Raw genomic sequence first — 22995 nt, forward strand, 5'->3', positions numbered from 1 at the left:
GCGGTCACGGGCTTCCTCGCGTCCGGTGGACCTTGTGGAAGCACCGCCTCACGTTTTATAGTCAGGATGACTCTTAAAGAGATCGGAGGTGAGCCCCGCCGTGAACAGCCGGTGGACCTGGACCCACGGGGGTGGATCAGGTCTCGACCTCCCTCCGGCGCGCCGCACACGTCGCACCGGGGGAGCGGGGCTGCCCACGGCGGGGAGCACACCATGACGCGCTACGGCCACGGCCTCGTCCCCGGCAGGTTCCATCCGCCGCACGCCGGCCACCACCACCTCGTCCGCACCGCGCGCGACCGCTGCGAGCGCCTCACCGTGCTCGTCCGCGCCACGGCGGCGGACAGCCTCCCCCTGGAGGACCGGGTCGCCTGGATGCGCGAGATCCACCCGGACGTCCTCGTCGTCGGCGGCGAGGAGTACACCGGCCCCGAGCGGGTCGACGCCGTCTTCACCGCGCGGCCGTACGGAGCGGGCCCCGGGCACGCCCTCGGCGCCGAGACCGTCCTCGTCGAGCGGGTCCCGCACCTCACCGGCACCGCCGTCCGCGCGGATCCCGCCGCCTTCTGGGACCACCTGGAGCCGCCGGTGCGTGCCGCGCTCACCCGGCGGGTCGTCGTCCTCGGCGCCGCGTCCAGCGGTGCCACCACCATGGCCCGCGCCCTCACCGACCACTACCGGCGGCGCGGCGGAGTCTGGGCCCGCACGCGGTGCGTACCGGATCACGCGGCCGAGTACCGGGCGCCCGGACCCGCCGGAGACCCCGGCGCGGACCCGGCCGACATCCCCCTCCGCTCCGCCGACTTCCCCGTCATCGCCCAGCGCCAGGCCGAGCGGGAGGAGGAAGCCGCCCGGGACGGCTCGCCCGTGCTCTTCTGCGACAGCGACGCCTTCGCCACCACCATCCGGCACGAGCGGCACACGGGCACCAGCAGCCCCGCCGCCTGCGAGGTCGCCGCCCACGGCCGGCAGCACCTCTGGCTGCTCACCGACCACCGGGGCATCGACGGCGCCGACGACACCGATCCGCTGCGGCCCTGGACGACCGCGCGCCTGCTCACCCAGCTCGCGCACACCGGCCGCCGCACGGCCGTCCTCACCGGCCCCCACGAGGAGCGGCTCGCCGCCGCCGTCGCCGCCGTCGACGGACTCCTCGCCGAGGGCCCGCACCCCACCGAACCCCCGCCGGAGCTCCGATGACCGTCCACCGGGCCCCCGAGGGCTACGACCCGCACGCCTTCGCGCCGTTCGCCGTCACGGTCGACCTCGCCGTCCTCACCGTCCGCGAGGAGCGGCTGCACGTCCTGCTCGTCGAGCGCGGCCAGGAGCCGTACGCCGGATCCTGGGCCCTCCCCGGGGGGTTCGTGCTGCCCCGCGAGTCCGCCGAGCGGGCCGCCCGGCGCGAACTCGCCGAGGAGACCGGACTCTCCGACGCCACCGTCGCCGGACTCCACCTCGAACAGCTCCGGACCTACACCGAACCGGACCGGGACCCGAGGATGCGGGTCGTCTCCGTCGCCTTCACCGCGCTCGTGCCCGACCCGCCCGAGCCGCGCGGCGGGGGCGACGCGGTCCAGGCCCGCTGGGTCCCGTACGGGACGCACGGCGGGCTCGCCTTCGACCACGACCGGATCCTCGCCGACGCCCACGAACGGGTCGGCGCCAAACTCGAGTACACCTGCCTCGGGACCGCCTTCTGCCCGGCCGAGTTCACCCTCGGCGAGCTGCGGCAGGTCTACGAGACGGTCTGGGGCGTCGACCTGGACCGCCCCAACTTCCGGCGCAAGGTCCTCACCACGCCCGGCTTCGTCCAGGCCGTGGAAGGACCGCCGCGCCTCACCGGCGGACGGGGGAAACCGGCCGCTCTCTACCGGGCGGGCGGGGCCACGACCCTCCACCCGCCCCTCCTGCGACCGGAAGGACGCACCCCATGAACCTCACCCGCACCGCCACCAAGCAGGCCGCGACCGGCACCCTCATCGGGCTGGCGCTGGGCGACGCGCTGGGATTCCCGACCGAGTTCAACGACGTTCCGTCGATCCTCGCCAAGACGGGGCCCTGGCGGAAGATGGCCCTGCCCGTCACGAGCGGGACGGCGTACGTCACCGACGACACCCAGATGACCCTCGCCCTCGCCCGCGGCATCCGCGCCGCCATGGACCTCGGCCCGCTCGACCCCGAGAGGCTCGTCGGGCCCGTCCGTGACGAGTTCGTCGACTGGTACCAGTCCCCGGAGAACAACCGTGCCCCCGGCAACACCTGCCTGACCGCCTGCCGGCTGCTGATGACCGACCGGCCCTGGCAGGACGCCGGCCAGATCGGCTCCAAGGGCTGCGGCGCCAACATGAGGGTCGCGCCCGTCGGGCTCGTCCCCGGGCTCAGCGACGAGCAGCGGGCCGGGGCCGCGCAGCTCCAGTCCGGCCTGACCCACGGTCACCCCACCGCGCTCGCCGCCTCCGACCTCACCGCCCGCGCCGTGCACCTGCTCGCGCAGGGCGTCGACCCCGCCGGGCTCGTCGGACAGCTGCGCTCGTACGCGTACGAGAACCGCTCCGTCTACCGCGAGCAGTGGCTCGGCGACCTGTGGACCCGCTCCCAGGACCCCAGCGCCCTCCACTTCGTCCAGCGGGGCTGGGACGAGTGCCTCGCGGTCCTGGAGCGCCTCGACGCCGTCCAGCGCTCGGCCGACCCGGAGCTCGACCCCTGCGAGTACACCGGCGACGGCTGGATCGCCGAGGAGGCCCTCGCGACCGGACTGCTCTGCTTCCTGCTCTTCCCCGACGAGCCCCTCACGGCCCTCCGCCGCGCCGCCTGCACGCGCGGCGACTCCGACTCGATCGCCGCCCTCGCGGGCGCCTTCGCCGGGGCGCACCTCGGCGCGGACGCCTGGCCGAAGGAGTGGGCGGAGCGCGTCGAGTACCGCAGCGACCTGCTGACCCTCGGCGCGCTCTGGGACGCGTGAGCCATGACCCTCACCCTGGACGCGGACCGGGACCTCTCCGCCGTCGTCGCGGAACAGCCCGACCCGCTCACCGGCATCCACCTGATGCGCTCGGGCGAGGTCCAGGCCCATCTGCCGACCCTGGTGGGGGAGGTGCCCGAGGCTCCCGCGCGGCTGCCCGGGCTCGTCGTGGCGAAGGAGGCGGCCGAGCACGGGCGGGTCGACGTCGACTCCGAGGCCGTAAGCGCCGAGATTCAGGCCCTGCACGGCGTCCTGGACGAGGCCCGGGCGGCCTCGAAGCTGCCCGACGAGGTACGCGTCCACGACGCCCTGCACGACCTCGTCGTACGGGCCCGGCTAGAGCACGCTCAGCGCTGAGGCCCGGCGGGCGCGGATCAGGAAGTCCTGGATCCGCGCCTCGTCCGGGGCGTCGGGCAGCGGCGTCCTGTCGTGGGCCCGGTCCGCCTCCTCCTGGAGCCGGTTCATCCAGGACTCGACCTCCGGCCAGGGCACCTCGCCGCGCTTCACCGCGAGGAGGGCGTCCCGTTCGGCGCCGACGTCCAGCCGGAGCTCGCCCGTGCGCAGCAGGTCGCGGCAGCTGGTCAGCAGCCGCAGCAGGTGCATGGCGTGCTTCCAGCGCGGGCGGCCGTACTGGCGGACGTCCGCGTCCAGCTTGCGGCGCTGGCCGCCCGCGTACCGCACGAAGGTCTGGTGGGCCCGCCGGGACAGGAAGGCCCCGCGCAGCGACAGCAGCTCGCGGCCCCAGTCGTCGGCGTGCTCGACGACGGGGGAGTGCAGGCACTCCAGGACGTTCGGGTTGTTCCGCAGGGCGAGCTCGCAGAAGCGCTCCAGCTCCCAGCTGAACTGCTCCTCGCGCGGCCCCTCCACGTGCGCGGGAGGCTTGTCGAAGTTCCAGAAGAGCGGCGTCGGGGCGAGGTAGACGCCCCGCACGTCCGTGTCGCTGTCCTCGGTCGCCAGACCGAAGGCGCGCGAGCCCATCACGCAGGAGTAGATCGTGTGCTCGCGCACCAGCTCGTCCGGAGTCATGCGGGGCAGATTACGCCAGGGTGATGCTTTCCCCCGAGACGACGATCTTCTCGGCCGGAAGCGGGCGGGGCGCGGGACCGGCCGCCACCGAGCCGTCGTCGACGCGGAACCTGGAGCCGTGACAGGGGCAGTCGATCGTGCCGTCCGCGACCTTGTCCACCAGGCACCCCTGATGGGTGCAGATCGCCGAGAACGCCTTGAAGTCGCCCGCCGAGGGCTGCGTCACGACCACCTTCTCCGCCGTGAAGACCTTCCCGCCCCCCACCGGGATCTCGGAGGTCCTGGCCAAGGGGGCGGCGCCGCTCGGGGCCGGGGTGCCGGCCGGTTCCGAGGCGGGCGTCTTCGAGACGGCCGGGGTGCCGGCCGTCTCCGGGGCCGGCGGAGTGCTCGTGCCCGTACCGCCGTCACCGCCGTCCGAGCCGCAGCCCGTCGTCAGGGCCGCCGCGGCGAACAGGACAGTGCGACGTGTCGAGGCGCTCGAAGTCATGCCGCCAGCTTCTCGTCGCGCGCCGCCCCCACGGCCCGCAACACGCCTGCGGGCGCCGCCCGCCTCCCCCGCACGGCCGTCCCCGCCCCGACTGGCGGGCCATCCCGCTCCGGGTGACATTGGGCGTGTTCCGTACCGGACGAAAGGCAGGACCATGGCGGGCAACGACCTCGGCAGTCTCCTCGGCAGTCTCCTCGGCGGCGGGGGCGGCGCCGGACAGAGCGGCGGCAACGTCCTCGGCTCGCTCCTGGGGGCGCTCATGGGCGGGCAGGGCGGCGGGGGCGGAACCGGCTCGAACCCGCTCGGCGGTCTCCTCGACATGCTGACCAGGTCCGGCCTCACCGACCAGGCCCAGTCCTGGGTCGGCACCGGTGACAACCAGGCCGTCAGCGGCGCCCAGATCGCCGACGCCCTCCCCGACGAGACCCTCCAGCGGGTCGCCACGGAGGCCGGCGTCAGCCCCGAGCAGGCCGCCGACGAGATCGCGCGGTCGCTGCCCCAGGCCGTCGACAAGCTGACCCCGGACGGGTCGCTGCCCCAGGGCGGCTCCCTGGAGGACATCATCCGGCAGCAGCGGCTCTGACCACCCCACGGCGCCCGCCCCGTCTCGGAGGGCGGGCGCCGCGGTGCGCCGCCCCCGCCGCTGACTAGGCTGAACGGAGCACTGACGCAGGCGAAGGAGCACGACGTGGCGGTACGAGCGGTCCGAGGAGCCGTCCAGCTGGAGCGGGACGAAGCCGGACACATGCGGGAGCAGGTCGAGGAACTCCTCGCCGCCGTCCTCGAACGCAACGGGCTCACCGCCGACGACCTCATCAGCATCTGGTTCACGGCCACGCCCGATCTGCACAGCGACTTCCCCGCCGCCGCGGCCCGGCACATCGGGATCGTCGACGTGCCCCTGATCTGCGCGCAGGAACTCGACATCGAGGGTGCGATGCCGAGGGTCGTCCGGCTGCTCGCCCACGTCGAGACCGAACTGCCCAAGTCCCGGATCGCGCACGTCTACCTCGGCGCCGCGGCCGCCCTGCGCAAGGACATCGCCCAGTGAGAACAGCGCTCGTCATCGGAACCGGCCTGATCGGCACCTCCGCCGCCCTCACCCTGGCGGGCCGGGGCGTCACCGTCCACCTGCGCGACCATGACCCGGCGCGCGCCCGCACGGCCGCCGCGCTCGGCGCGGGCACCGACGAGGCGCCCGAGGGGCCCGTGGACCTCGCCATCGTCGCCGTGCCCCCGGCGCACGTGGCCGCCACCCTCGCCGACGCCATGAAGGCGGGCCTGGCCCGCGGCTACCTGGACGTGGCCTCCGTCAAGGGCGGCCCGAAGCGGGAGCTGGAGGCGCTGGGCCTCGACCTCACCGCGTACATCGGCAGCCACCCCATGTCCGGCAAGGAGCGCTCGGGCCCGCTCGCCGCCACCGCCGACCTCTTCGAGGGGCGGCCCTGGGTCCTCACCCCGACCCGGGACACCGACACCGAGGTCCTCAACCTCGCCCTGGAGCTCGTCGCGCTCTGCCGCGCCGTGCCCGTCGTCATGGATGCCGACGCCCACGACCGGGCCGTGGCCCTCGTCTCCCACACCCCGCAGCTGGTGTCCTCGATGGTCGCCGCGCGCCTGGAGTCGGCCGAGGACTCCGCCGTACGCCTCTGCGGGCAGGGCATCCGCGACGTCACCCGGATCGCCGCCTCGGACCCGCGCATGTGGGTCGAGATCCTCTCCGCCAACCCCGGGCCCGTCGCCGACGTCCTCTCCGGCGTCGCCGCGGACCTCGACGAGACCGTCCGCGCGCTGCGGTCACTCCAGTCCGCGTCCGCCGACGAACGGCGCGACGGCGCGACGGGCGTCGAGGACGTGCTGCGGCGCGGCAACGCCGGGCGGGCCCGCGTCCCCGGCAAGCACGGTGCCGCCCCCACGGCCTACGAGACCGTCGCCGTCCTCATCAGCGACCAGCCGGGCGAGCTCGCCCGCATCTTCGCCGACGCGGGGCGCGCGGGGGTCAACATCGAGGACGTCCGCATCGAGCACGCGACCGGGCAGCAGGCGGGTCTGGTCCAGCTCATGGTCGAACCGTCGGCGGCGGCGGGCCTGAGCACGGCGCTCCAGGACCGGGGCTGGTCGCTGCGCACGGCCTGAGCCGGGTTGCGGGCCCGCCACTGTGGGCCGCTGACGCCGCGCCGCGCGGCGCCGCGCGTGCGTCGGTCCGCGTCCGGCGGGGCCTTCGCCCCGCACCCGTGCGCCCCGTGTCGCCCGTCGTGTGCGGGGCCTTCGCCCGCTGCCCGTGTGGGCAATCGTCCCGCTGGGGCGGGACGGGTGGGCACACGGGACGGCGCCCTCTCGCGGCGCCTCCGCGTTCCGCGCCCTGGCCCGCACCGCCCAGGGGCCGTGCACGTGGGTGCGGGTTCAGGCGCAGGAGCCTCTGGCGCCGGCAGGGCGCGGGTCCGTTGTGCCCACCCGTTCCGCCCCTTGCGGAACGCCTGCCCACAACGGGACCGGCGGGGGCGCCGCCCACAACGGGACCGGCGGGGGGCGCCGCCCACAACGGACCGGCGGGGGGCGCGCCGCCACAACGGTCCGGCGGGCCGCGCACAACGGGCGGGCCCCGGCCGCAACGGGTGGACCCGCCCCACGACGGGCCACCGGGAGCGCGAGCCCCGTCGCGCGCGGCCAGGGGCGACCAGGGGGCCGAACGGGTGCCGGGGACTCGGTAACCTTGTGGGGGTCCCCCGCATCCCGCCGGGCCTACCGTTCACCCCCAGGAAGGTGTTCCCACCGTGGAATCCGTGATCGTCGCCATCGACGGGCCCTCCGGCACGGGCAAGTCCAGCACCTCCAAGGCGGTCGCCGCCAAGCTGGGGCTGAGCTACCTCGACACCGGCGCCCAGTACCGGGCGATCACCTGGTGGATGATCAGCAACGGCGTCGACGTGTCCGACGCCGAGGCCGTCGCCAACGCCGCCTCCAAGCCGGTCATCGTCTCCGGCACCGACCCGTCGCGGCCGACGATCACCGTCGACGGCGCCGACGCGTCCGGTCCGATCCGGACCGAGGAGGTCACCTCGAAGGTCAGCGCGGTCAGCGCCGTCCCCGAGGTGCGGAGCCTGATCACGGAGCTTCAGCGGTCCATCGCCCGCGGCGCCGAGGTCGGCATCGTCGTCGAGGGCCGGGACATCGGCACCACCGTCCTGCCCGACGCCGACCTCAAGATCTTCCTCACCGCCTCGCCCGAGGCCCGTGCCGCCCGCCGCTCCGGCGAGCTCAAGGGCGTCGACGTGCACGCCACGAGGGAGGCCCTGATCAAGCGGGACGCGGCCGACTCCAGCCGCAAGACCTCCCCGCTCGCCAAGGCCGGCGACGCCGTCGAGGTCGACACGACCGACCTCACCCTGGACCAGGTCATCGAGTGCGTCGTCACCCTGGTGGACGAGAAGCGGGCGGCCGCCCGGTGACCGTGCCCTCCGAGAAGGGTGCCGCGGTCGGCAGACGCATCGGCATCGGGCTGATGTACGGCTTCTGGAAGCCGCGCGTCCTCGGCGCCTGGCGGGTGCCGGCCTCCGGCCCCGTGATCTTCGCCGTCAACCACGCGCACAACATCGACGGCCCCATGCTCATGGGCACCGCCCCGCGCCCCGTGCACTTCCTCATCAAGAAGGAGGCGTTCGTCGGCCCGCTCGGCAGCTTCCTGGAGGGCATCGGGCAGCTCAAGGTGGACCGGGAGTCGACCGACCGCACGGCGATAGCCCGCGCTCTCGGCGTCCTGGACCAGGGCGGCGTCCTCGGGATCTTCCCCGAGGGCACCCGCGGTGACGGCGACTTCGCCTCGCTCCGCGCGGGCCTGGCGTACTTCGCCGTACGCAGCGGTGCGCCGATCGTCCCCGTCGCCGTCCTGGGCAGCACCGACCGCCGAGGACGGCTGGTCAAGGCGCTGCCCCCGCTGCGCGGCCGCGTGGACGTCGTCTTCGGCGACGCCTTCGAGGCGGGGGACGGCTCCGGCCGCCGGACGCGCAAGGCGCTCGACGAGGCCACCGTACGGATCCAGGGGCAGCTCACCGCACACCTGGAAAACGCCAGGCGCCTCACCGGGCGCTGAGCGACACTCTCAGTAGTGGCTCCCACCGGCTCCGGCCCCCCGGGACCACCGACCACGAATGAACAAGGAACGGACTTCATGAACGACCAGCACGACCACGGGGCACTTGGCGACGCCGAGTACGCGGAGTTCATGGAGCTCGCCGCGGAAGAGGGCTTCGACGTCCAGGACGTCGAGGGCGCGATCGAGGAGGCCGGCCACGGCCCGCTCCCCGTTCTCGCCGTCGTCGGCCGCCCGAACGTCGGCAAGTCGACCCTGGTGAACCGCATCATCGGCCGCCGCGAGGCCGTCGTCGAGGACAAGCCGGGCGTCACCCGCGACCGCGTCACCTACGAGGCCGAATGGGCCGGACGCCGCTTCAAGGTCGTCGACACGGGCGGCTGGGAGCAGGACGTCCTCGGCATCGACGCCTCCGTCGCCGCCCAGGCCGAGTACGCCATCGAGGCCGCCGACGCCTGTCTCTTCGTCGTGGACGCCACCGTCGGCGCCACCGACACCGACGAGGCCGTCGTCAAGCTGCTCCGCCGCGCCGGGAAGCCCGTCGTCTTGGCCGCCAACAAGGTCGACGGCCAGTCCGGCGAGGCCGACGCGGCCACGCTCTGGTCCCTGGGCCTCGGCGAGCCGTTCCCCGTCTCCTCGCTGCACGGCCGCGGCACCGGTGACCTCCTCGACGAGGTCCTGAAGAAGCTGCCCGAGGCCCCCGAGCAGCGCTTCGGCAACGCCGTCGGCGGCCCCCGCCGCATCGCCCTCATCGGCCGCCCGAACGTCGGCAAGTCCTCGCTGCTCAACAAGGTGGCGAACGAGGACCGCGTCGTCGTCAACGAGCTGGCCGGCACCACCCGCGACCCGGTCGACGAGCTCATCGAGCTCGGCGGCGTGACGTGGAAGTTCGTCGACACCGCCGGCATCCGCAAGAAGGTCCACCTCCAGGAGGGCGCGGACTACTACGCCTCCCTGCGGACCGCGGCCGCCGTCGAGAAGGCGGAGGTGGCCGTCATCCTCATCGACACCACCGACAACATCTCGGTCCAGGACCAGCGCATCATCACGATGGCGGTCGAGTCCGGCCGCGCCATCGTCATCGCCTACAACAAGTGGGACGAGCTCGACGAGGAGCGCCGCTACTACCTCGAGCGCGAGATCGAGACCGAGATGCAGCAGGTCGCCTGGGCGCCCCGCGTCAACGTCTCCGCCAAGACCGGCCGCCACATGGAGAAGCTGGTTCCGGCGATCGAGACCGCCCTCGCCGGCTGGGAGACCCGTGTCCCCACCGGCCGGCTCAACGCCTTCCTCGGCGAGATCGTCGCGGCCCACCCGCACCCGATCCGCGGCGGCAAGCAGCCCCGCATCCTCTTCGGCACGCAGGCCGGCACTAAGCCGCCGCGCTTCGTGCTCTTCGCGTCCGGCTTCCTGGAGGCCGGCTACCGCCGCTTCATCGAGCGCCGGCTGCGCGAGGAGTTCGGCTTCGAGGGCACCCCGATCCACATCTCGGTCCGGGTGCGCGAGAAGCGCGGCCGCAAGAAGTAGCCTCCGCGCTCCCCGTACGGCTGAGGGCCGGGACCCGATCGGGGTCCCGGCCCTCAGCCGTACGTCGCGGCCCTCAGAGGCTCCTGCGGGGCCCCGGTGGCAGCGCCGCCTGCGCGTGCGGGTGCTGCTGCGCCGACCACGCCGTCGGATGCGCCGCGTGGGGCCGGTGCCCCTGCCCGTGGACGCCCGTGCTCAGGACCGTGCCGAAGGCCCGGAATCCGAGCTCCTCCTCACCGCTGCGGTCGCCCGGCAGCGTACGGAACGTCCTGAGGTACTCCGAGTACAGGGCGTCGTAGATCGGCGTGGGCGAAGGCCCCGTCGCGACGTCCCGCGCGGGGCGCATCGACGGGATCGGGCTCGGATACGGCTGGAGGAAGGGGTCGTATGGGTGCACATAGGTGCCAACGACACCGACGCCCGTCGGATGCGGGCGGCTCTCCGAAAGGGGAGCGGCCCGGGGGCGGGGGACGGCCGGCGCCCCCGCGCCCGGACCGGGCCTCCGCGCCCGCCCTATGCCGGGCCGGCCGTCCTCCATCAGGTGCCCGCGAGCGGCATCGCGGCGGCGACCAGACGGCCGTTCGCCGCTGCCTTCTCCAGGGCGTCGCGCAGCAGGTCCTCGCGCGGCTGCTGGCCGATCGAGCCGACCGGGGCGGCGAAGACCAGGACCGTGTGCGACTTGTTGGCCGCCGCGCGCCAGCCCTCAGTGACCTGGAGCGGCTGGTGGGCCTGCCACCAGGCCGCCTGCCCGGCGCCGCCCGGCCCCGGCTGGAGCACGGAGTGCAGCTGGCCCATGGCGACCAGCACCGACCAGCCCGGCAGCACCGCCGGGCGCTGCCCCAGGTCCATGACCTGCTGGAAGCCCTGCTCGGCCAGGAGCGGCAGGAACTCGTCGGTGAGGCCGTCCGTGCCCGGACGGGCCACCGGCGCGGTCGGCTCCACGACGAGCGCCGGGTGCAGCTCGCCCTCGATCAGCACGAGACCGCTGGTGACCCCGAGCACGGCCTGCTCCGGGTAGGAGGCGGAGAGCGCGTCGGCGGCGTCGGATGCCGTGATGGAGGCGACGGCGCCCTGGAGCTGCTCCTCGGCGACCCGGACGACCTGCGACGGGATGCATGTGGCGTGGGCGAACGCGAGGACCGCGGTCTCGTCGCCGACGAACAGCACCGTGCTCGTGCGCTCCTGGTCGGAGTCCCCCGGGGTGCGGCAGGACGTGCAGTCGTAGCCGCCCGGGGCGTTGTCGCCGGCGAGCAGCCGGTCCGCTTCTTCGTCGCCGATCTCGGCGCGTACGTCCTCGCTGACGTCGAGCATGCGCGGCACGGGGGGCTCCCTGGGACTCGGTACGGGGGGACGCCGGGCCGTTCCCGGTCGTCTCATGACGAGTTCAACGGGTCAGCATCGGCCGGGGTCACGCGCGGAAGCGGGGCAACTTGCCGGAGGCCCGTGCGGCCGGGGCCGTGCGGGGCCGCCGGCGGGCCGTGACTCCGACCGGGTGGGGTGTGAACAGTGTTCCGCGCGGCACGGGCCGGGGGCGCCGGGAGGCTGCCTAGCCTTCCCCGATGTCGAAGATCCGATTTTGGACAGCCGGTTCCCTCGCGGCGGCCTCCGCGGCCGCGCTCCTGAGCCTGGCCCCGGCACCGGCCCACGCCCGCGAGACCCCCGCCGGGCCCCTCGGCGCGTCGGCCTCGGTCAGGGACGTACGGGACGCCCCGGACGGGCCACGGGACGTGCCGGGCGAGGTCCTGGGCGCCCCGGACGGGATGGCGGAGGCCTCTGCCGCGCTCCTCGGCCTGTCGGACGCACTCCGGGAGACGGCCGCCGCGCTGCCCCCGTACGCCTGCGCGCGGGACCAGTGGCCGTGGGGCTGCGTCGCCGAGTGCGAGAGCAGCGGCAACTGGCAGACCAACACCGGCAACGGCTTCTACGGCGGCCTCCAGTTCTGGCACCCCACCTGGATCGAGTACGGCGGACTGAAGTACGCCCGGCGCGCCGACCTGGCGACCCGGCAGCAGCAGATCACCGTCGCCGAGGACGTGCTGCGCGTCCAGGGGTGGGGCGCCTGGCCGGTCTGCTCCAAGCGGTACGGCCTGTCCGGACGCGTCCACACCGTCCAGCGCGGCGACACGCTGGCCTCCATCGCCCGCCGCTTCGGGATCAAGGGCGGCTGGAAGGCGCTGTACGCGGCGAACCGGACCGTGATCGGGGCCGATCCCAACCGGATCGTCGTCGGCACCATGCTGCGGATCGGCCCGCTCTGAGCCGTCACCGGTAAGCGGCCGGCTCCCCGCCGGAGGCCCGGGAGCCGCGCCGGCCCTTCCGCTCCTCGCCTGGACGGAGCCGGTGTGGTTCGGCCCTCTCCGCCCTGGAACACCTTCCTGTCCGTGGCCCGTTGGCAGGACGGCCGCGGCCGGGTGAGCCAGAGGGACCTGACGAGGAACCGGGCGGCCGTACCGCCGCTCGGCCACCGGCCGTGAAGGCCGCCGGGCGCCGGCAGTACAGTCGGGCACCGACCACCTGATGACTGACCGGGGGGAACCGGCAGCGCGATGCGTATCTCTTTTCTGCTCCACAACGGCTACCACTACGGCGGGACGATCCGGACCACGTTCACCCTCGCCGAGGAACTGGCGGAACGTCACGAGGTGGAGATCGTCTCGGTGTTCCGCCACCGGGACCGTCCGCGCCTCGCCCTGCCGGCGGGGGTGACCCTGCGTCACCTCGTCGACCTGCGCCACGACAGCCCGGGATACGACGGCGACCACCCCGACCACCACCGCCCCGCCCGGGTCTTCCCGCGCGGCGACGGCCGCTGGAAGCAGTACAGCGCGCTCACCGACGCCCGGATCGGGGAGCACCTGGGCCGGGTGGAGGCCGACGTCCTCGTCGCCACCCGCCCCGGGCTCAACGTGCAGCTCGTCCGGCAGGCCCGGCCGGGGCCGGTCCTCATCGGGCAGGAGCACCTGATCCTGGACGGCCACAGCTACCGGCTGCGCCGGGACATAGCCCACGAGTACGCCCTCCTCGACGCGGTCACCACGGTCACCGAGGCCGACGCCCGCGCCTACCGGAGGCTCCGTCTGCCCGGCGTACGCGTCGAGTCCGTCCCCAACAGCGTGCCCGCGCCCTCCGCACCGCCCGCCGACCCCGCGGCGCGGACCGTCGTCGCGGCGGGCCGGCTCACCGGCGTCAAGCGGTACGACGTGCTGATAGACGCCTTCGCGGCCGTCGCCGCGGACCACCCCGACTGGAAGCTGCGGATCTACGGCTCCGGCGACGCCGTCCAGGACCTCAGGGGCCCGCTCGCCCGCCGGATCCAGGACCGGGGCCTCAGTGGGCAGGCCTTCCTCATGGGGACCGTCACCCCCATGGAACCGGAGTGGGCCAAGGGCTCCATCGCCGCGGTGACCTCGCAGCGGGAGTCCTTCGGCATGACGATCGTCGAGGCGATGCGGTGCGGACTGCCGGTCGTCTCCACCGACTGCCCCCACGGTCCTGGCGAGATCATCGAGGACGGGGTCGACGGGCGGCTCGTCCCGGTCGACGACGTCGCGGCGGTCGCGGGCGCGCTGCGGGAGCTCGTCGAGGACGAGGAACTGCGGGCCCGGGCCGGGCGGGCGGCGCTCGCCGCGTCCGAGCGCTTCGACCCGGTGCGGATCGCGGCGCGGCACGAGGAGCTGTGGGGGGAGCTGCTGGCCCGCGGCGCGGGACGACGCGCGCACGCGCCGGTGCGGGCGCGGGTGCATCGGGGGGTGGGGCGGGTGATCGACGCGGTCTACGCCCAGAAGGCGCGGGTGGGGCGACTGGTCCGCCGCCTCCGCTGACGCGCCTGCCCCCGGGGGCCCGCAGCACGACCGGCCCCCGGAGGCCCGCGGCACGTGGGGCCCGACGCCCCCGCGAGCCCGCCCGCTGGCCGCGCGCCCGCGCCGCCCCGCGCGCCTGGGCCTGCCGCCCTGGGCTGCTGCCCTTGCGCCCGCGCCCTCCCCGGGCGTGCCCTGGCCCGGCGTCGCGGGTGGCTGCCCGTGTGCCCGCGCCGCTCTGTGGTCCCGTCGCCCACGCCCGTGTGGGCGCTCGCCCGCTGCCGTGTGGGCAATCGTCCCGCTGGGCGGGACGGGTGGGCACACGGGACGGCGCCCTTCAGCGGCGCCTCCGCCTCCTGTGCCTGGACCCGCACCGCCCGGGTGCCGTCACCGGTGGTGCGGGTCGGGGCGCGGGAGCCTCTGGCGCCGGTAGGGCGCTGGTCCGTTGTGCCCACCCGTTCCGCCCCTTGCAGAACGCCTGCCCACAACGGGCGGGGCGCAGGCCCACCACGGGGCCCCGGCGGGGGCGCCGCTCACGACGGCGGGGCGCGGGCCCGTAACGGGGCCCGGCGGGGCGCGTCGCCCACAACGGCGGGGCGCCCCCACAACCGCGGGGCGCCGCCCGCCGCGGGGGCATTGCGGACCGTGGTTGTCCGCGGGGGCTGGGAGGCTGGGGGGATGTTGGAGACGTCCGCACGACTTCTGCGCCTGCTGTCCCTGCTCCAGGCCCACCGGGAATGGTCCGGTCCCGATCTCGCCGAGCGGCTCGGCGTCACGCCGCGCACCGTGCGGCGGGACGTCGACCGGCTCCGGGAGCTCGGCTATCCCGTGCACGCCAGCCCCGGGACCGGCGGCGGGTACCAGCTGGGGGCCGGGGCCGAGCTGCCGCCGCTGCTCCTGGACGACGACGAGGCCGTCGCGGTCGCGGTCGGGCTGCGTTCCGCCGCGGGCCAGGGCGTCGAGGGCATCGGCGAGAGCTCCGTCCGCGCCCTGGCGAAGCTGGAGCAGGTCCTGCCGAGCCGCCTCCGGCGCCGGATCGGGGCGCTCAACGCGTTCACGGTGCCCCTGCTGCGTACCCCGAGGGAGCGCGTCGACCCCGCCGTCCTCACCGAGCTGGCCCACGCCTGCCGGGACGGCGAGCGGCTCCGGTTCGCGTACCGGGACCACGAGGGCACGGCCACCCGCAGGACCGTCGAGCCGCACCGGCTGGTCTGCACCGAGCGCCGCTGGTACCTGGTCGCCTGGGACCTGGAGCGGGACGACTGGCGCACCTTCCGGGCGGACCGGATCGAGCCGACCCCGCCGCACGGCCCGCGCTTCCCGCCCCGCGAGCCGCCCGCCGAGGACCTGGCGGCGTACGTGCAGAAGGGCGTGTCCGGCAGCGCCTACGCGCGCGAGGCGACGGTCCGGCTGTTCGTCCCCCTGGCGGAGGCGGCGGCCGTCGTCGGCCCGCTGGACGGCGTCCTGACGGCGGACGGCGAGGACGCCTGTCTGCTGCGGACCGGGGCGCGCAGCCTGGACTTCATGGTGTTCCACGTGATGTTCATGGGCTTCGACTTCGAGGTCGTCGACCCGCCGGAGCTCGTGGAGGCGGTGCGGCTGCTCAGGGACCGTCTGTCCCGTGCCCTCGACCGGCCGGGGAGCCCGCCGGAGGACTGATCCGGGTCCGCTCGTACGCGGCGAACTCAGGGTGGTGGAGGTCGAAGGCGGGCGACTCGGAGCGGATCCGGGGCACGGCGTCGAAGTTGTGGCGGGGCGGCGGGCAGGAGGTCGCCCACTCCAGGGAGCGCCCGAAGCCCCAGGGGTCGTCGGTCTCGACCTTCTCGCCGTACCGCCAGGTCCGCCAGACGTTGTAGAGGAACGGCAGCGTGGACATGCCGAGAAGGAAGGCGCCGATGGTGGACACCGTGTTGAGCGCGGTGAAGCCGTCGGCGTCCAGGTAGTCGGCGTACCGCCGGGGCATGCCCTCCGCGCCGAGCCAGTGCTGCACCAGGAAGGTCAGGTGGAAGCCGGTGAAGAGGGTCCAGAAGTGGATCTTCCCGAGGCGTTCGTCGAGCATCCGGCCGGTGAACTTGGGCCACCAGAAGGAGAAGCCGGCGAAGGTCGCGAAGACGACGGTGCCGAAGACCGTGTAGTGGAAGTGGGCGACGACGAAGTACGAGTCGGTGACGGGGAAGTCCATCGGCGGCGAGGCGAGGATGACGCCGGTGAGCCCGCCGAAGAGGAAGGACACGAGGAAGCCGACGCACCAGAGCATCGGGGTCTCGAAGGAGAGCGAGCCGCGCAGCATCGTGCCGGTCCAGTTGAAGAACTTCACCCCGGTCGGCACGGCGATGAGGAACGACAGCAGCGAGAAGAAGGGCAGCAGCACCGCGCCCGTCGCGAACATGTGGTGGGCCCAGACGACCACCGAGAGCCCGGTGATCGTCAGGGTGGCGCCGACGAGCGTCGCGTAGCCGAAGATCGGCTTGCGGGCGAAGACCGGGATGATCTCGCTGACGATCCCGAAGAACGGCAGCGCGATGATGTAGACCTCGGGGTGGCCGAAGAACCAGAAGAGGTGCTGCCAGAGCAGGGCCCCGCCGTTCTCGGGCTGGAAGACCACGGAGCCGAGGCGCCGGTCGGCCTCCAGGACGAGCAGCGCCGCCGCGAGGACGGGGAAGGCGACGAGCACGAGGACCGCGGTGAAGAGCACGTTCCAGGTGAAGATCGGCATCCGGAACATGGTCATGCCGGGCGCCCGCATGCCGACGATCGTGGCGAGGAAGTTCACCGAGGTGAGGATCGTGCCGAAGCCGGAGAGCGCGAGCCCCATGATCCACAGGTCGGCGCCGACGCCCGGTGACCGTTCCAGGCCGTTCAGCGGGGCGTAGGCGGTCCAGCCGAAGGCGGCCGGGCCCGACGGCGTGAAGAGGGACCCGAGCACCATCAGGGCGCCGAAGAGGAACAGCCAGTACGAGAACATGTTGAGCCGCGGGAAGGCCACGTCGGGCGAGCCGATCTGGAGGGGCACCAGTTCGTTGGCGAAGCCGGCGAAGGTGGGCGTGGCGAAGAGCAGCAGCATGATCGTGCCGTGCAGCGTGAAGGCCTGGTTGTACTCCTGGTTCGTGACGAGCTGGAGCCCCGGGCGGGCCAGCTCGGCCCGCATCACCATCGCCAGGAGTCCGGCGATCAGGAAGAAGACGAACGAGGTGGCCAGATACAGATGGCCGATCTTCTTGTGGTCGGTCGTGGTGAGCCAGTCGACGAGGACGCGGCCGTGCCGCTCGCGGCTCGATTCCGAGGTCGCGGTCGCTGTCCCGTTGCCCATCGCTGCCTCCGCCTCGCCGAGGTCCCGGCTCCGCGTCTCCGGGCGTTCGGACAGCGTAAGCATCGTGTAAGGGAAGAGTGTGCGCCTCGGGTGCGCGTCGCCGACGCAATTCGGGGCGGGGGCGCGGAAAGCGGGGAATTGAGCGCGCGTCACCGGTGCTTGTGCGCGCTTCGTGCGAACTGCTCGGGGTCGTTCGGAATTACTGGAGAAACGGCCGGAAACTCTCCTCCTGACCGCGAGTGAGCAGGGCAAACATATGTCGAGAACTTGTGACACAAGCGTGACCGCAGAGGGACTAACGTGAGGTTCATGTCACCTACTTCGCGCACTCCCGAACCGCCCCGCGACGCTCCCGAGTCCTATGTGGGGCTCGACGCCGAGGGGGCCGAGCGACTCGCCAGGACCCGCGGCTGGAGCGTCGTCCGGTCCCTGCCGCCCGGCTCGATCATCACCATGGAGTACCTGTCGGGGCGCATCAACTTCGAGGTCGAGCACGGCTCCGTCACCCGCTGCTGGCTCGGCTGAGGCACCGGCGGACCGCATGCGGAAGGGCCCCGGCCGAGACGGCCGGGGCCCTTCTGTCGTGCGGGTCAGCCGCGGGTCGCCGGGGCGCGTCGGCCGCCGGCCACTCCCACGGGTTCCCGGACCGGTTCGCGGACCGGCTCGCGCACCGGGCGCGGTCCCCCGGAGGCCACGGGCAGCGAGGGGACGAGCCGGCGACGGTCCCGCAGCCGCTCCCGGACGCGGTCGCGCGCGGCGAGGATCCAGGACTCCGCCACGGCCAGGACGGGCTCGCACCAGGGCAGCGCGAGCAGCACGAGCAGCCCGGCGGCCCAGCCGAGCAGCACGTCGCTCAGCCAGTGCGTGCCGAGGTAGACGGTGGTGAGGCCCACGCCGAGGGCGACGACGGCCGACAGTGCCGACAGATAGCGGCGGGCCCTCGGGGTGGTCGCGAGATAGGCGAGGATGCCCCAGGTCACGACCGCGTTCGCGGTGTGCCCCGAGGGGAATATGTCGCCGCCCGCGAAGAGCTCCGCGGAGCCGACCTGGGTCGCGTAGTGGGGTCCGAGGCGGCCGAGGCCGAGCTTGACCGCACCCACCGAGATGTTGAGCAGCAGGAGGGTGGCGCCGAGGCACAGCAGGGGGCGCAGGGTGTGCTGACGCCAGGAGCGCCAGCCCAGCCAGGCGGCCACCATGACGGCCGTGGGGCCGCGCTGGCCGAGGACGACGTAGTAGTCGAGGAAACCGTGGATCTCGGGCCACTGCTGGTACGGCCGGAAGAGCATGATCTTCCAGTCGAGGGTCACCAGCCATGTCGACAGCAGCACGGCCACGACGATGGCGAGATAGAACGCCGACGTCCCGCCGAAGAGGGCGAGACGCGTGCGGGTCATCCGCGGGACCTCTATCTTCGGCGGTTCCGGCTCCCGGTCCAGCCGGGCAAAGATGTCGGTACGCACCCAATCGACGTTACAGGGAGTGAGAAGCAGACCCGGTCGTTCCGCTCCCTTCGTGATGACCATGTGATGTGGAGTGGGTCTCACCGGGTGGTTCATTCCAGGCGTCCGTCGGGAAATCCGATGACCTTCCGCCCTAATGCCGGGCGGGTTCTTTCCGTAAGGGTGTTTGAACGCGGAGGAATTTCCTCAAACAGATGTCCGTGCGGAATTACATGCGACGCGCGGCCCCCGTCGAGTGGCGTACGCCACACCAGGAGGCCCGCCGGGGTGAGAGCTGCACCACGCGCTCGGGGCTTGAACTCGCGTACGCTGACGGCTCACTCGCCCGTCGATGCCGGGCCGCCCCAGGGGCATACGCCCTGGTCGGGGCCCGCCGAGCGCGAGAGCTTCACTGGGAGGTACGTACATGCAGCGGACGAACACGGCCCACGAGCGAACCGGTGCCGCCGTCGGCACCGGCGCCAACCGCTGGGTCGTCCTCGTCGTCCTCTGCGTCAGTCTCCTCCTGGTCGCGCTCGACGCGACCATCCTCCACGTCGCCGTCCCCTCACTGACCGAGGACCTGCGCCCCAGCGCCACCGCGCTGCTCTGGATCGTCGACGCCTACCCCCTGGTCTGCGCGGCGCTGCTGATCCTCTTCGGCACGCTCGGCGACCGGGTCGGCAGACGACGGGTGCTCCTCCTCGGCTACGCGCTGTTCGGCATCGCCTCGGCGGTCGCGGCGCTCGCCACCGACCCCGCGGTCCTCATCGCGGCCCGCGCGCTGCTCGGCGTCGGCGGCGCCATGATCATGCCCGCCACGCTCTCCATCCTCCGCACGGTCTTCCCCGACCGGCGGGAGCGGGCCACCGCGATCGGCGTCTGGACCGCCACGGCCGCGATCGGGGCCGCCACCGGACCGGTGCTCGGCGGCTTCCTCGTCGAGAACTACTGGTGGGGCTCCGTGTTCCTCATCAACATCCCGCTGATGGCCCTGATCCTGCCCCTCGGCCGCCGTCTGCTCCCCGAGTCCCGGGGTGCCGCCGACGGGCCGTGGGACGTGCTCGGCGCGCTCATGGCCGCGGGCGGCGTCCTGGGCTGCGTGCTCGGCGTGAAGCGCGCCGGAGCCGGCGACCCGCTGCTCGCCCTGCCGACCGCCGGACCGCTGCTGCTCGGCGCCGCGCTCCTGGTCCTCTTCGTCCGGCGGCAGAAGCGGCGCGCGCACCCGCTGATCGACATGCGGCTCTTCTCCCGGGCCGCCTTCACCACCTCCGTCGGCTGCATCGTCATCGGCATGCTGGCCCTGGTCGGCCTGGAGCTCATCGCCGTCCAGTACCTCCAGCTGGTCCTCGGACTCAGCCCGCTGGAGACCGGGCTCCGGCTCCTCCCGCTGACCTTCGCCGCCATGGCGGCCGGCGCCACCGGCTCGTACACCCTGCGCAGGATCGGGCCCCGCCGGATGGTCGGCTGGGGCTTCCTCCTCACCGCCGGCGCGGTGCTGCTGCTGACCCTCATGGGGCAGCACGACCGGCCGCTGCTGCTCACGGCGGGCTTCGTGCTCCTCGGCTTCGGCCTCCAGACCACGCTCTTCTCGGCGTACGAGTCGATGCTCAGCGAGGCGCCGCAGCGGAGCGCGGGCGGGGCGGCCGCGATCGGCGAGACCTCGTACCAGCTCGGCGCGGGCATGGGCATCGCGCTGCTCGGCAGCGTGATGAACGCGGCGTACGCCCCCGGGCTCGCCTCGGTCCCCGGGGTGCCCGCGGAGGCGAGCCGGGCCGCGGCGAACTCGCTCGGCGAGGCGTACAAGGTGGCCGATCAGCTCGGCGGCGCGGCCGGTGACGCCCTGCATCAGGCCGCCCGGCACTCCTTCGTGACCGGTCTCCACGTCACGCTCTGCGTGAGCGCCGCGCTGCTGCTCGTGGGCGCGTTGATGGCCCGGCGGCTGCCGCGGGTCATGGAGTGTCCGGTGGATCAGGAAGAGGCTTTCGACGAGGCCCACTCGGGCCAGGGCGCCCCGGACGGTGACGGGGCGCGCCCCGGCGGGTCGGCCCAGGAGCCGGAGGCGGCGCCCGAGCGGCGGCGCGGTTCCTCGGAGTCCCCGGTGTCCCCGGTGTCCGCCCAGGGGGCGGCGGCGCCGCGGGTGCCCGCGACGCGGGAGGCGATCGAGTCCGCCGGCTCGGGACGCCCGGTGCACTGACCCGATCCCAGTCGGGAGGTGCCGGGCCGGCGGACCCGCTCAGCTCTGGTTGAAGAAGCCGTCCTGCCGGCGGCGTCCCGTCTCGCCGCTGACGATCTGGGTGTCGGCGGGCGTCAGCAGGAAGACCCGCGTCGCCACGCGCTCGATCGAGCCGCGCAGGCCGAAGGCGAGACCGGCGGCGAAGTCGACGACGCGCTTGGCGTCGTTCGGCTCCATCGCGGTCAGGTTCACGATCACCGGAACCCCGTCCCGGAAGAGCTCGCCGATGCCCCGGGCGTCCCGGAAGCCGTCCGGGGAGACGGTGGCGATCCGGCGGCCCCGCTCCTCGGCGGTGTCCGTGGCGACCCGGACGCGGGGGTCCGTCACCCAGGCGTCGCCGCCCTCGGTACCGTCGGCGTACTCGTCGTCGTAGTACCGCTCGTCGTTGTCCTCGACGAGTCCCAGCCAGGCACTGGCCTTGCGCACCGATCCCATGGACGCCTCCTTTCAACGCGGTCACTTGTGGTTCCGCATGTCCCTATCGTCGTCCATGATGCGGATCGCGCGCCAAGTGGATAGTCGGCGCGCAGAAGATTCGTGACGGGACTGGTGCAGAACGTGAGGGCCGTTTCCTGGCGATTCGTCAGAAAACTTACGGTATGCGGGGCCTGAAGGAGGGCCATGTAGCTGAAAATATGAAAGTCGGGCCACAAGGGTGACGATGGGCGCGTACGGGTGAACGAAGCCGCTCGCTACGATGCCGCGGGGCCGCTCGGCGGACCCCCGCCCGCCGCCGCCCACGACTCACGGGGGAGTCCTTGTTCGGAATCGTCAGACCCTGCACCCATCGGCTCACCGAAGGGCTCAGGACCGAGTGGATGGCCCACCTCTGCGGCCTCTGCCTGGCACTCCGCGCCGACCACGGCCAGTTCGCCCGGGTCGTCACCAACTACGACGGCCTCATCGTCTCCGTCCTGACGGAGGCTCAGACCGGGGTGACCGAGGCGGGCCGCCGCAAGGCCGGGCCCTGCGCCCTGCGCGCCCTGCGGACCGCGCCGGTCGCCCGCGGCGAGGGAGCCAGGCTCGCCGCCGCCGTCTCGCTCGTCCTCGCCTCGGCGAAGGTGCGGGACCACGTCGCCGACCGGGACGGCCTGTTGGCCCGCCGCCCCGTCGCCGCCGCGGCCCGGCGGGTCGCCCGCTCCTGGGACAGGGCGGGCGCCAGGACGGGCCGGGACCTCGGCTTCGACACCGCCGTCCTGGTCGACGCCGTCGACCGCCAGACCGGCATCGAGGCCCTCGCCGGACCCGGCACCCCGCTGCTCACCGTCACCGAGCCGACCGAGACGGCGACCGCCGCCGCCTTCGCCCACACCGCCGTCCTCGCCGGCCGCCCGGGGAACGCGGCGCCGCTCGCCGAGGCGGGCCGCCTCTTCGGCCGCCTCGCCCACCTCCTCGACGCCGTCGAGGACCAGGCCGCCGACGCCGGGACCGGCGCGTGGAACCCGCTCACCGCCACCGGTACCTCCCGGGAGGAGGCCCGCCGGCTCGCCGACGACGCCCTCCACGGCATCCGCCTGGCGCTGAAGGACGCCGAGTTCGCGAACGGCCGGCTCGCCCACGTCCTCCTCGCCCACGAGCTGCGGACCTCGGTCGACCGCGCCTTCGGCACCACCACCTGCTCGCACGGGGCGGGACCGGGAGCGCCGGGTGCCCACGGCCCCGTGCCGGGGAACCCGTACGCGACACCGGGCGGGCCCGTGCCCGGCAACCCGTACGCCCCCGGCGGCCCGGGCGGACCGGGCGGGCCCTGGACCCCCGGACCGGGAGGTTCCGGCGGAGGGGGCCCGCTCCCGCCCGAGCCGCCGAACCGGCGCGGTCTGATAGCCGGCTGCGCCCTCTGGATCGGCCTCGCCTGCACCTGCCAGATGTGCTGCGGCAGCTTCGAGGACCCCTGGAGCCGCCAGCGCCGCGAGGGCCTCTGCCAGCAGTGCGACCCCGGTGACTGCTGCGACTGCTGCGACTGCTGTAGCAACTGCTCCTCCTGCTGCGAAGGGGACTGCTGCTGCGGGGACTGCGACTGCGGCTGCGACTGCTGACGGCCCGTCGGGGCCGGCCGCCCCGGCGTCGGGCGCCCCCGGGGGCCCAGCCGTCCGGCCGCTCGCCCGCCTGGCGCCCCCGGGACCC

Annotated in this window: 21 protein-coding genes and 2 pseudogenes; 16 read left to right on the forward strand and 7 right to left on the reverse strand. The window is 73.9% G+C overall.

Translation table 11 applies throughout. The features are described 5' to 3' along the window. Window positions 1-213: 213 nt before the first annotated feature. The 4 genes and pseudogenes from ACFYXU_RS31780 to ACFYXU_RS31795 all read left to right on the forward strand — a co-directional run. On the forward strand, window positions 214-1200 hold the full coding sequence (locus ACFYXU_RS31780; protein ID WP_389461158.1) for an AAA family ATPase: 987 nt from the start codon (window positions 214-216) through the stop codon (window positions 1198-1200). After that, window positions 1197-1934 carry an NUDIX domain-containing protein gene (locus ACFYXU_RS31785; protein WP_329855695.1) on the forward strand — a complete coding sequence of 246 codons (738 nt, stop codon included), beginning with the start codon at window positions 1197-1199 and terminating at the stop codon, window positions 1932-1934. The genes ACFYXU_RS31780 and ACFYXU_RS31785 overlap by 4 nt, the downstream gene beginning before the upstream one ends. Continuing rightward, window positions 1931-2962, forward strand: coding sequence for an ADP-ribosylglycohydrolase family protein (locus ACFYXU_RS31790; RefSeq protein WP_389461161.1), 1032 nt, complete (start codon window positions 1931-1933; stop codon window positions 2960-2962). Before ACFYXU_RS31785 ends, ACFYXU_RS31790 begins: the two co-directional genes overlap by 4 nt. 66 nt (window positions 2963-3028) lie before the next feature. Next, window positions 3029-3319 (forward strand): annotated as a pseudogene (locus ACFYXU_RS31795) (nucleotidyltransferase domain-containing protein); the annotation flags it as partial. Here ACFYXU_RS31795 and ACFYXU_RS31800 read toward each other — a convergent pair. Both ACFYXU_RS31800 and ACFYXU_RS31805 read right to left on the reverse strand, forming a co-directional pair. Next, entirely contained in the window at window positions 3299-3988 is a 690-nt protein-coding gene (locus tag ACFYXU_RS31800) for a DNA polymerase beta superfamily protein (RefSeq protein ID WP_389408602.1), read from the reverse strand. The pseudogene ACFYXU_RS31795 and the gene ACFYXU_RS31800 overlap by 21 nt on opposite strands. A gap of 10 nt (window positions 3989-3998) precedes the next feature. Beyond that, window positions 3999-4475 (reverse strand): Rieske (2Fe-2S) protein, encoded by a 477-nt coding sequence (locus ACFYXU_RS31805; protein ID WP_329855700.1) that lies wholly within the window; start codon window positions 4473-4475, stop codon window positions 3999-4001. A 154-nt stretch (window positions 4476-4629) separates the two neighbouring features. Here ACFYXU_RS31805 and ACFYXU_RS31810 point away from each other — a divergent pair, with 154 nt between their 5' ends. From ACFYXU_RS31810 to der, 6 genes are all read left to right on the forward strand, one after another. Beyond that, window positions 4630-5058 carry a YidB family protein gene (locus ACFYXU_RS31810; protein ID WP_389408603.1) on the forward strand — a complete coding sequence of 143 codons (429 nt, stop codon included), beginning with the start codon at window positions 4630-4632 and terminating at the stop codon, window positions 5056-5058. A 105-nt stretch (window positions 5059-5163) separates the two neighbouring features. Next, window positions 5164-5526 (forward strand): chorismate mutase, encoded by a 363-nt coding sequence (gene aroH, locus ACFYXU_RS31815; RefSeq protein WP_361393621.1) that lies wholly within the window; start codon window positions 5164-5166, stop codon window positions 5524-5526. Beyond that, window positions 5523-6611 carry a prephenate dehydrogenase gene (locus ACFYXU_RS31820; protein ID WP_361393622.1) on the forward strand — a complete coding sequence of 363 codons (1089 nt, stop codon included), beginning with the start codon at window positions 5523-5525 and terminating at the stop codon, window positions 6609-6611. The genes aroH and ACFYXU_RS31820 overlap by 4 nt, the downstream gene beginning before the upstream one ends. A gap of 647 nt (window positions 6612-7258) precedes the next feature. Then, on the forward strand, window positions 7259-7924 hold the full coding sequence (gene cmk / locus ACFYXU_RS31825; protein ID WP_389408751.1) for a (d)CMP kinase: 666 nt from the start codon (window positions 7259-7261) through the stop codon (window positions 7922-7924). Between the two features lie 53 nt (window positions 7925-7977). Continuing rightward, on the forward strand, window positions 7978-8565 hold the full coding sequence (locus ACFYXU_RS31830; protein WP_361393821.1) for a lysophospholipid acyltransferase family protein: 588 nt from the start codon (window positions 7978-7980) through the stop codon (window positions 8563-8565). Window positions 8566-8643: 78 nt separating this feature from the next. Continuing rightward, the gene (der, locus tag ACFYXU_RS31835; RefSeq protein WP_329855707.1) at window positions 8644-10092 is read left to right on the forward strand and encodes a ribosome biogenesis GTPase Der; all 1449 of its coding nucleotides are present in this window, start codon (window positions 8644-8646) and stop codon (window positions 10090-10092) included. 73 nt (window positions 10093-10165) lie between these two features. Here the strand turns inward: der and ACFYXU_RS31840 are convergent, their stop codons facing one another. Together ACFYXU_RS31840 and ACFYXU_RS31845 are read right to left on the reverse strand one after the other, a co-directional pair. Continuing rightward, window positions 10166-10486 (reverse strand): hypothetical protein, encoded by a 321-nt coding sequence (locus ACFYXU_RS31840; RefSeq protein ID WP_329855709.1) that lies wholly within the window; start codon window positions 10484-10486, stop codon window positions 10166-10168. Window positions 10487-10626: 140 nt separating this feature from the next. Then, the gene (locus ACFYXU_RS31845; protein ID WP_376516338.1) at window positions 10627-11409 is read right to left on the reverse strand and encodes a hypothetical protein; all 783 of its coding nucleotides are present in this window, start codon (window positions 11407-11409) and stop codon (window positions 10627-10629) included. Window positions 11410-11648: 239 nt separating this feature from the next. Here ACFYXU_RS31845 and ACFYXU_RS31850 point away from each other — a divergent pair, with 239 nt between their 5' ends. The 3 genes from ACFYXU_RS31850 (at window position 11649) to ACFYXU_RS31860 (ending at window position 15545) form a co-directional block, all read left to right on the forward strand. After that, on the forward strand, window positions 11649-12347 hold the full coding sequence (locus ACFYXU_RS31850) for a transglycosylase family protein (protein WP_376516340.1): 699 nt from the start codon (window positions 11649-11651) through the stop codon (window positions 12345-12347). 288 nt (window positions 12348-12635) lie between these two features. Next, window positions 12636-13910, forward strand: coding sequence for a glycosyltransferase (locus ACFYXU_RS31855; RefSeq protein WP_389461164.1), 1275 nt, complete (start codon window positions 12636-12638; stop codon window positions 13908-13910). 654 nt (window positions 13911-14564) lie between these two features. Then, a complete protein-coding gene (locus ACFYXU_RS31860; protein ID WP_376516344.1) occupies window positions 14565-15545 on the forward strand; it encodes a helix-turn-helix transcriptional regulator in 981 nt (326 codons plus the stop codon). On the opposite strand, the gene ctaD is transcribed toward ACFYXU_RS31860, so the two are convergent. Beyond that, window positions 15490-17196 carry a cytochrome c oxidase subunit I gene (ctaD, locus tag ACFYXU_RS31865; RefSeq protein ID WP_389461443.1) on the reverse strand — a complete coding sequence of 569 codons (1707 nt, stop codon included), beginning with the start codon at window positions 17194-17196 and terminating at the stop codon, window positions 15490-15492. The two genes, ACFYXU_RS31860 and ctaD, sit on opposite strands and share 56 nt — an antisense overlap. Before the next feature lie 309 nt (window positions 17197-17505). On the opposite strand from ctaD, the gene ACFYXU_RS31870 reads away from it, so the two are divergent. Then, the gene (locus ACFYXU_RS31870; protein WP_329855716.1) at window positions 17506-17721 is read left to right on the forward strand and encodes an I78 family peptidase inhibitor; all 216 of its coding nucleotides are present in this window, start codon (window positions 17506-17508) and stop codon (window positions 17719-17721) included. A 77-nt stretch (window positions 17722-17798) separates the two neighbouring features. Here the strand turns inward: ACFYXU_RS31870 and ACFYXU_RS31875 are convergent. Continuing rightward, window positions 17799-18656: pseudogene (locus tag ACFYXU_RS31875) on the reverse strand (phosphatase PAP2 family protein); the annotation flags it as partial. A 406-nt stretch (window positions 18657-19062) separates the two neighbouring features. Between ACFYXU_RS31875 and ACFYXU_RS31880 the strand changes: the two are divergent. Next, window positions 19063-20832, forward strand: a complete 1770-nt coding sequence (locus ACFYXU_RS31880; RefSeq protein WP_376516349.1) for an MFS transporter — start codon at window positions 19063-19065, stop codon at window positions 20830-20832. 39 nt (window positions 20833-20871) lie between these two features. Here the strand turns inward: ACFYXU_RS31880 and ACFYXU_RS31885 are convergent, their stop codons facing one another. Continuing rightward, window positions 20872-21306, reverse strand: coding sequence for a cell division protein SepF (locus ACFYXU_RS31885; protein ID WP_329855720.1), 435 nt, complete (start codon window positions 21304-21306; stop codon window positions 20872-20874). 323 nt (window positions 21307-21629) lie between these two features. Here ACFYXU_RS31885 and ACFYXU_RS31890 point away from each other — a divergent pair, with 323 nt between their 5' ends. Then, window positions 21630-22907 (forward strand): DUF5685 family protein, encoded by a 1278-nt coding sequence (locus tag ACFYXU_RS31890; protein WP_389461166.1) that lies wholly within the window; start codon window positions 21630-21632, stop codon window positions 22905-22907. The last annotated feature ends 88 nt before the right edge of the window (window positions 22908-22995 follow it).

This window comes from Streptomyces sp. NPDC002232 (genome assembly GCF_042890295.1).
Taxonomy (GTDB): domain Bacteria; phylum Actinomycetota; class Actinomycetes; order Streptomycetales; family Streptomycetaceae; genus Streptomyces.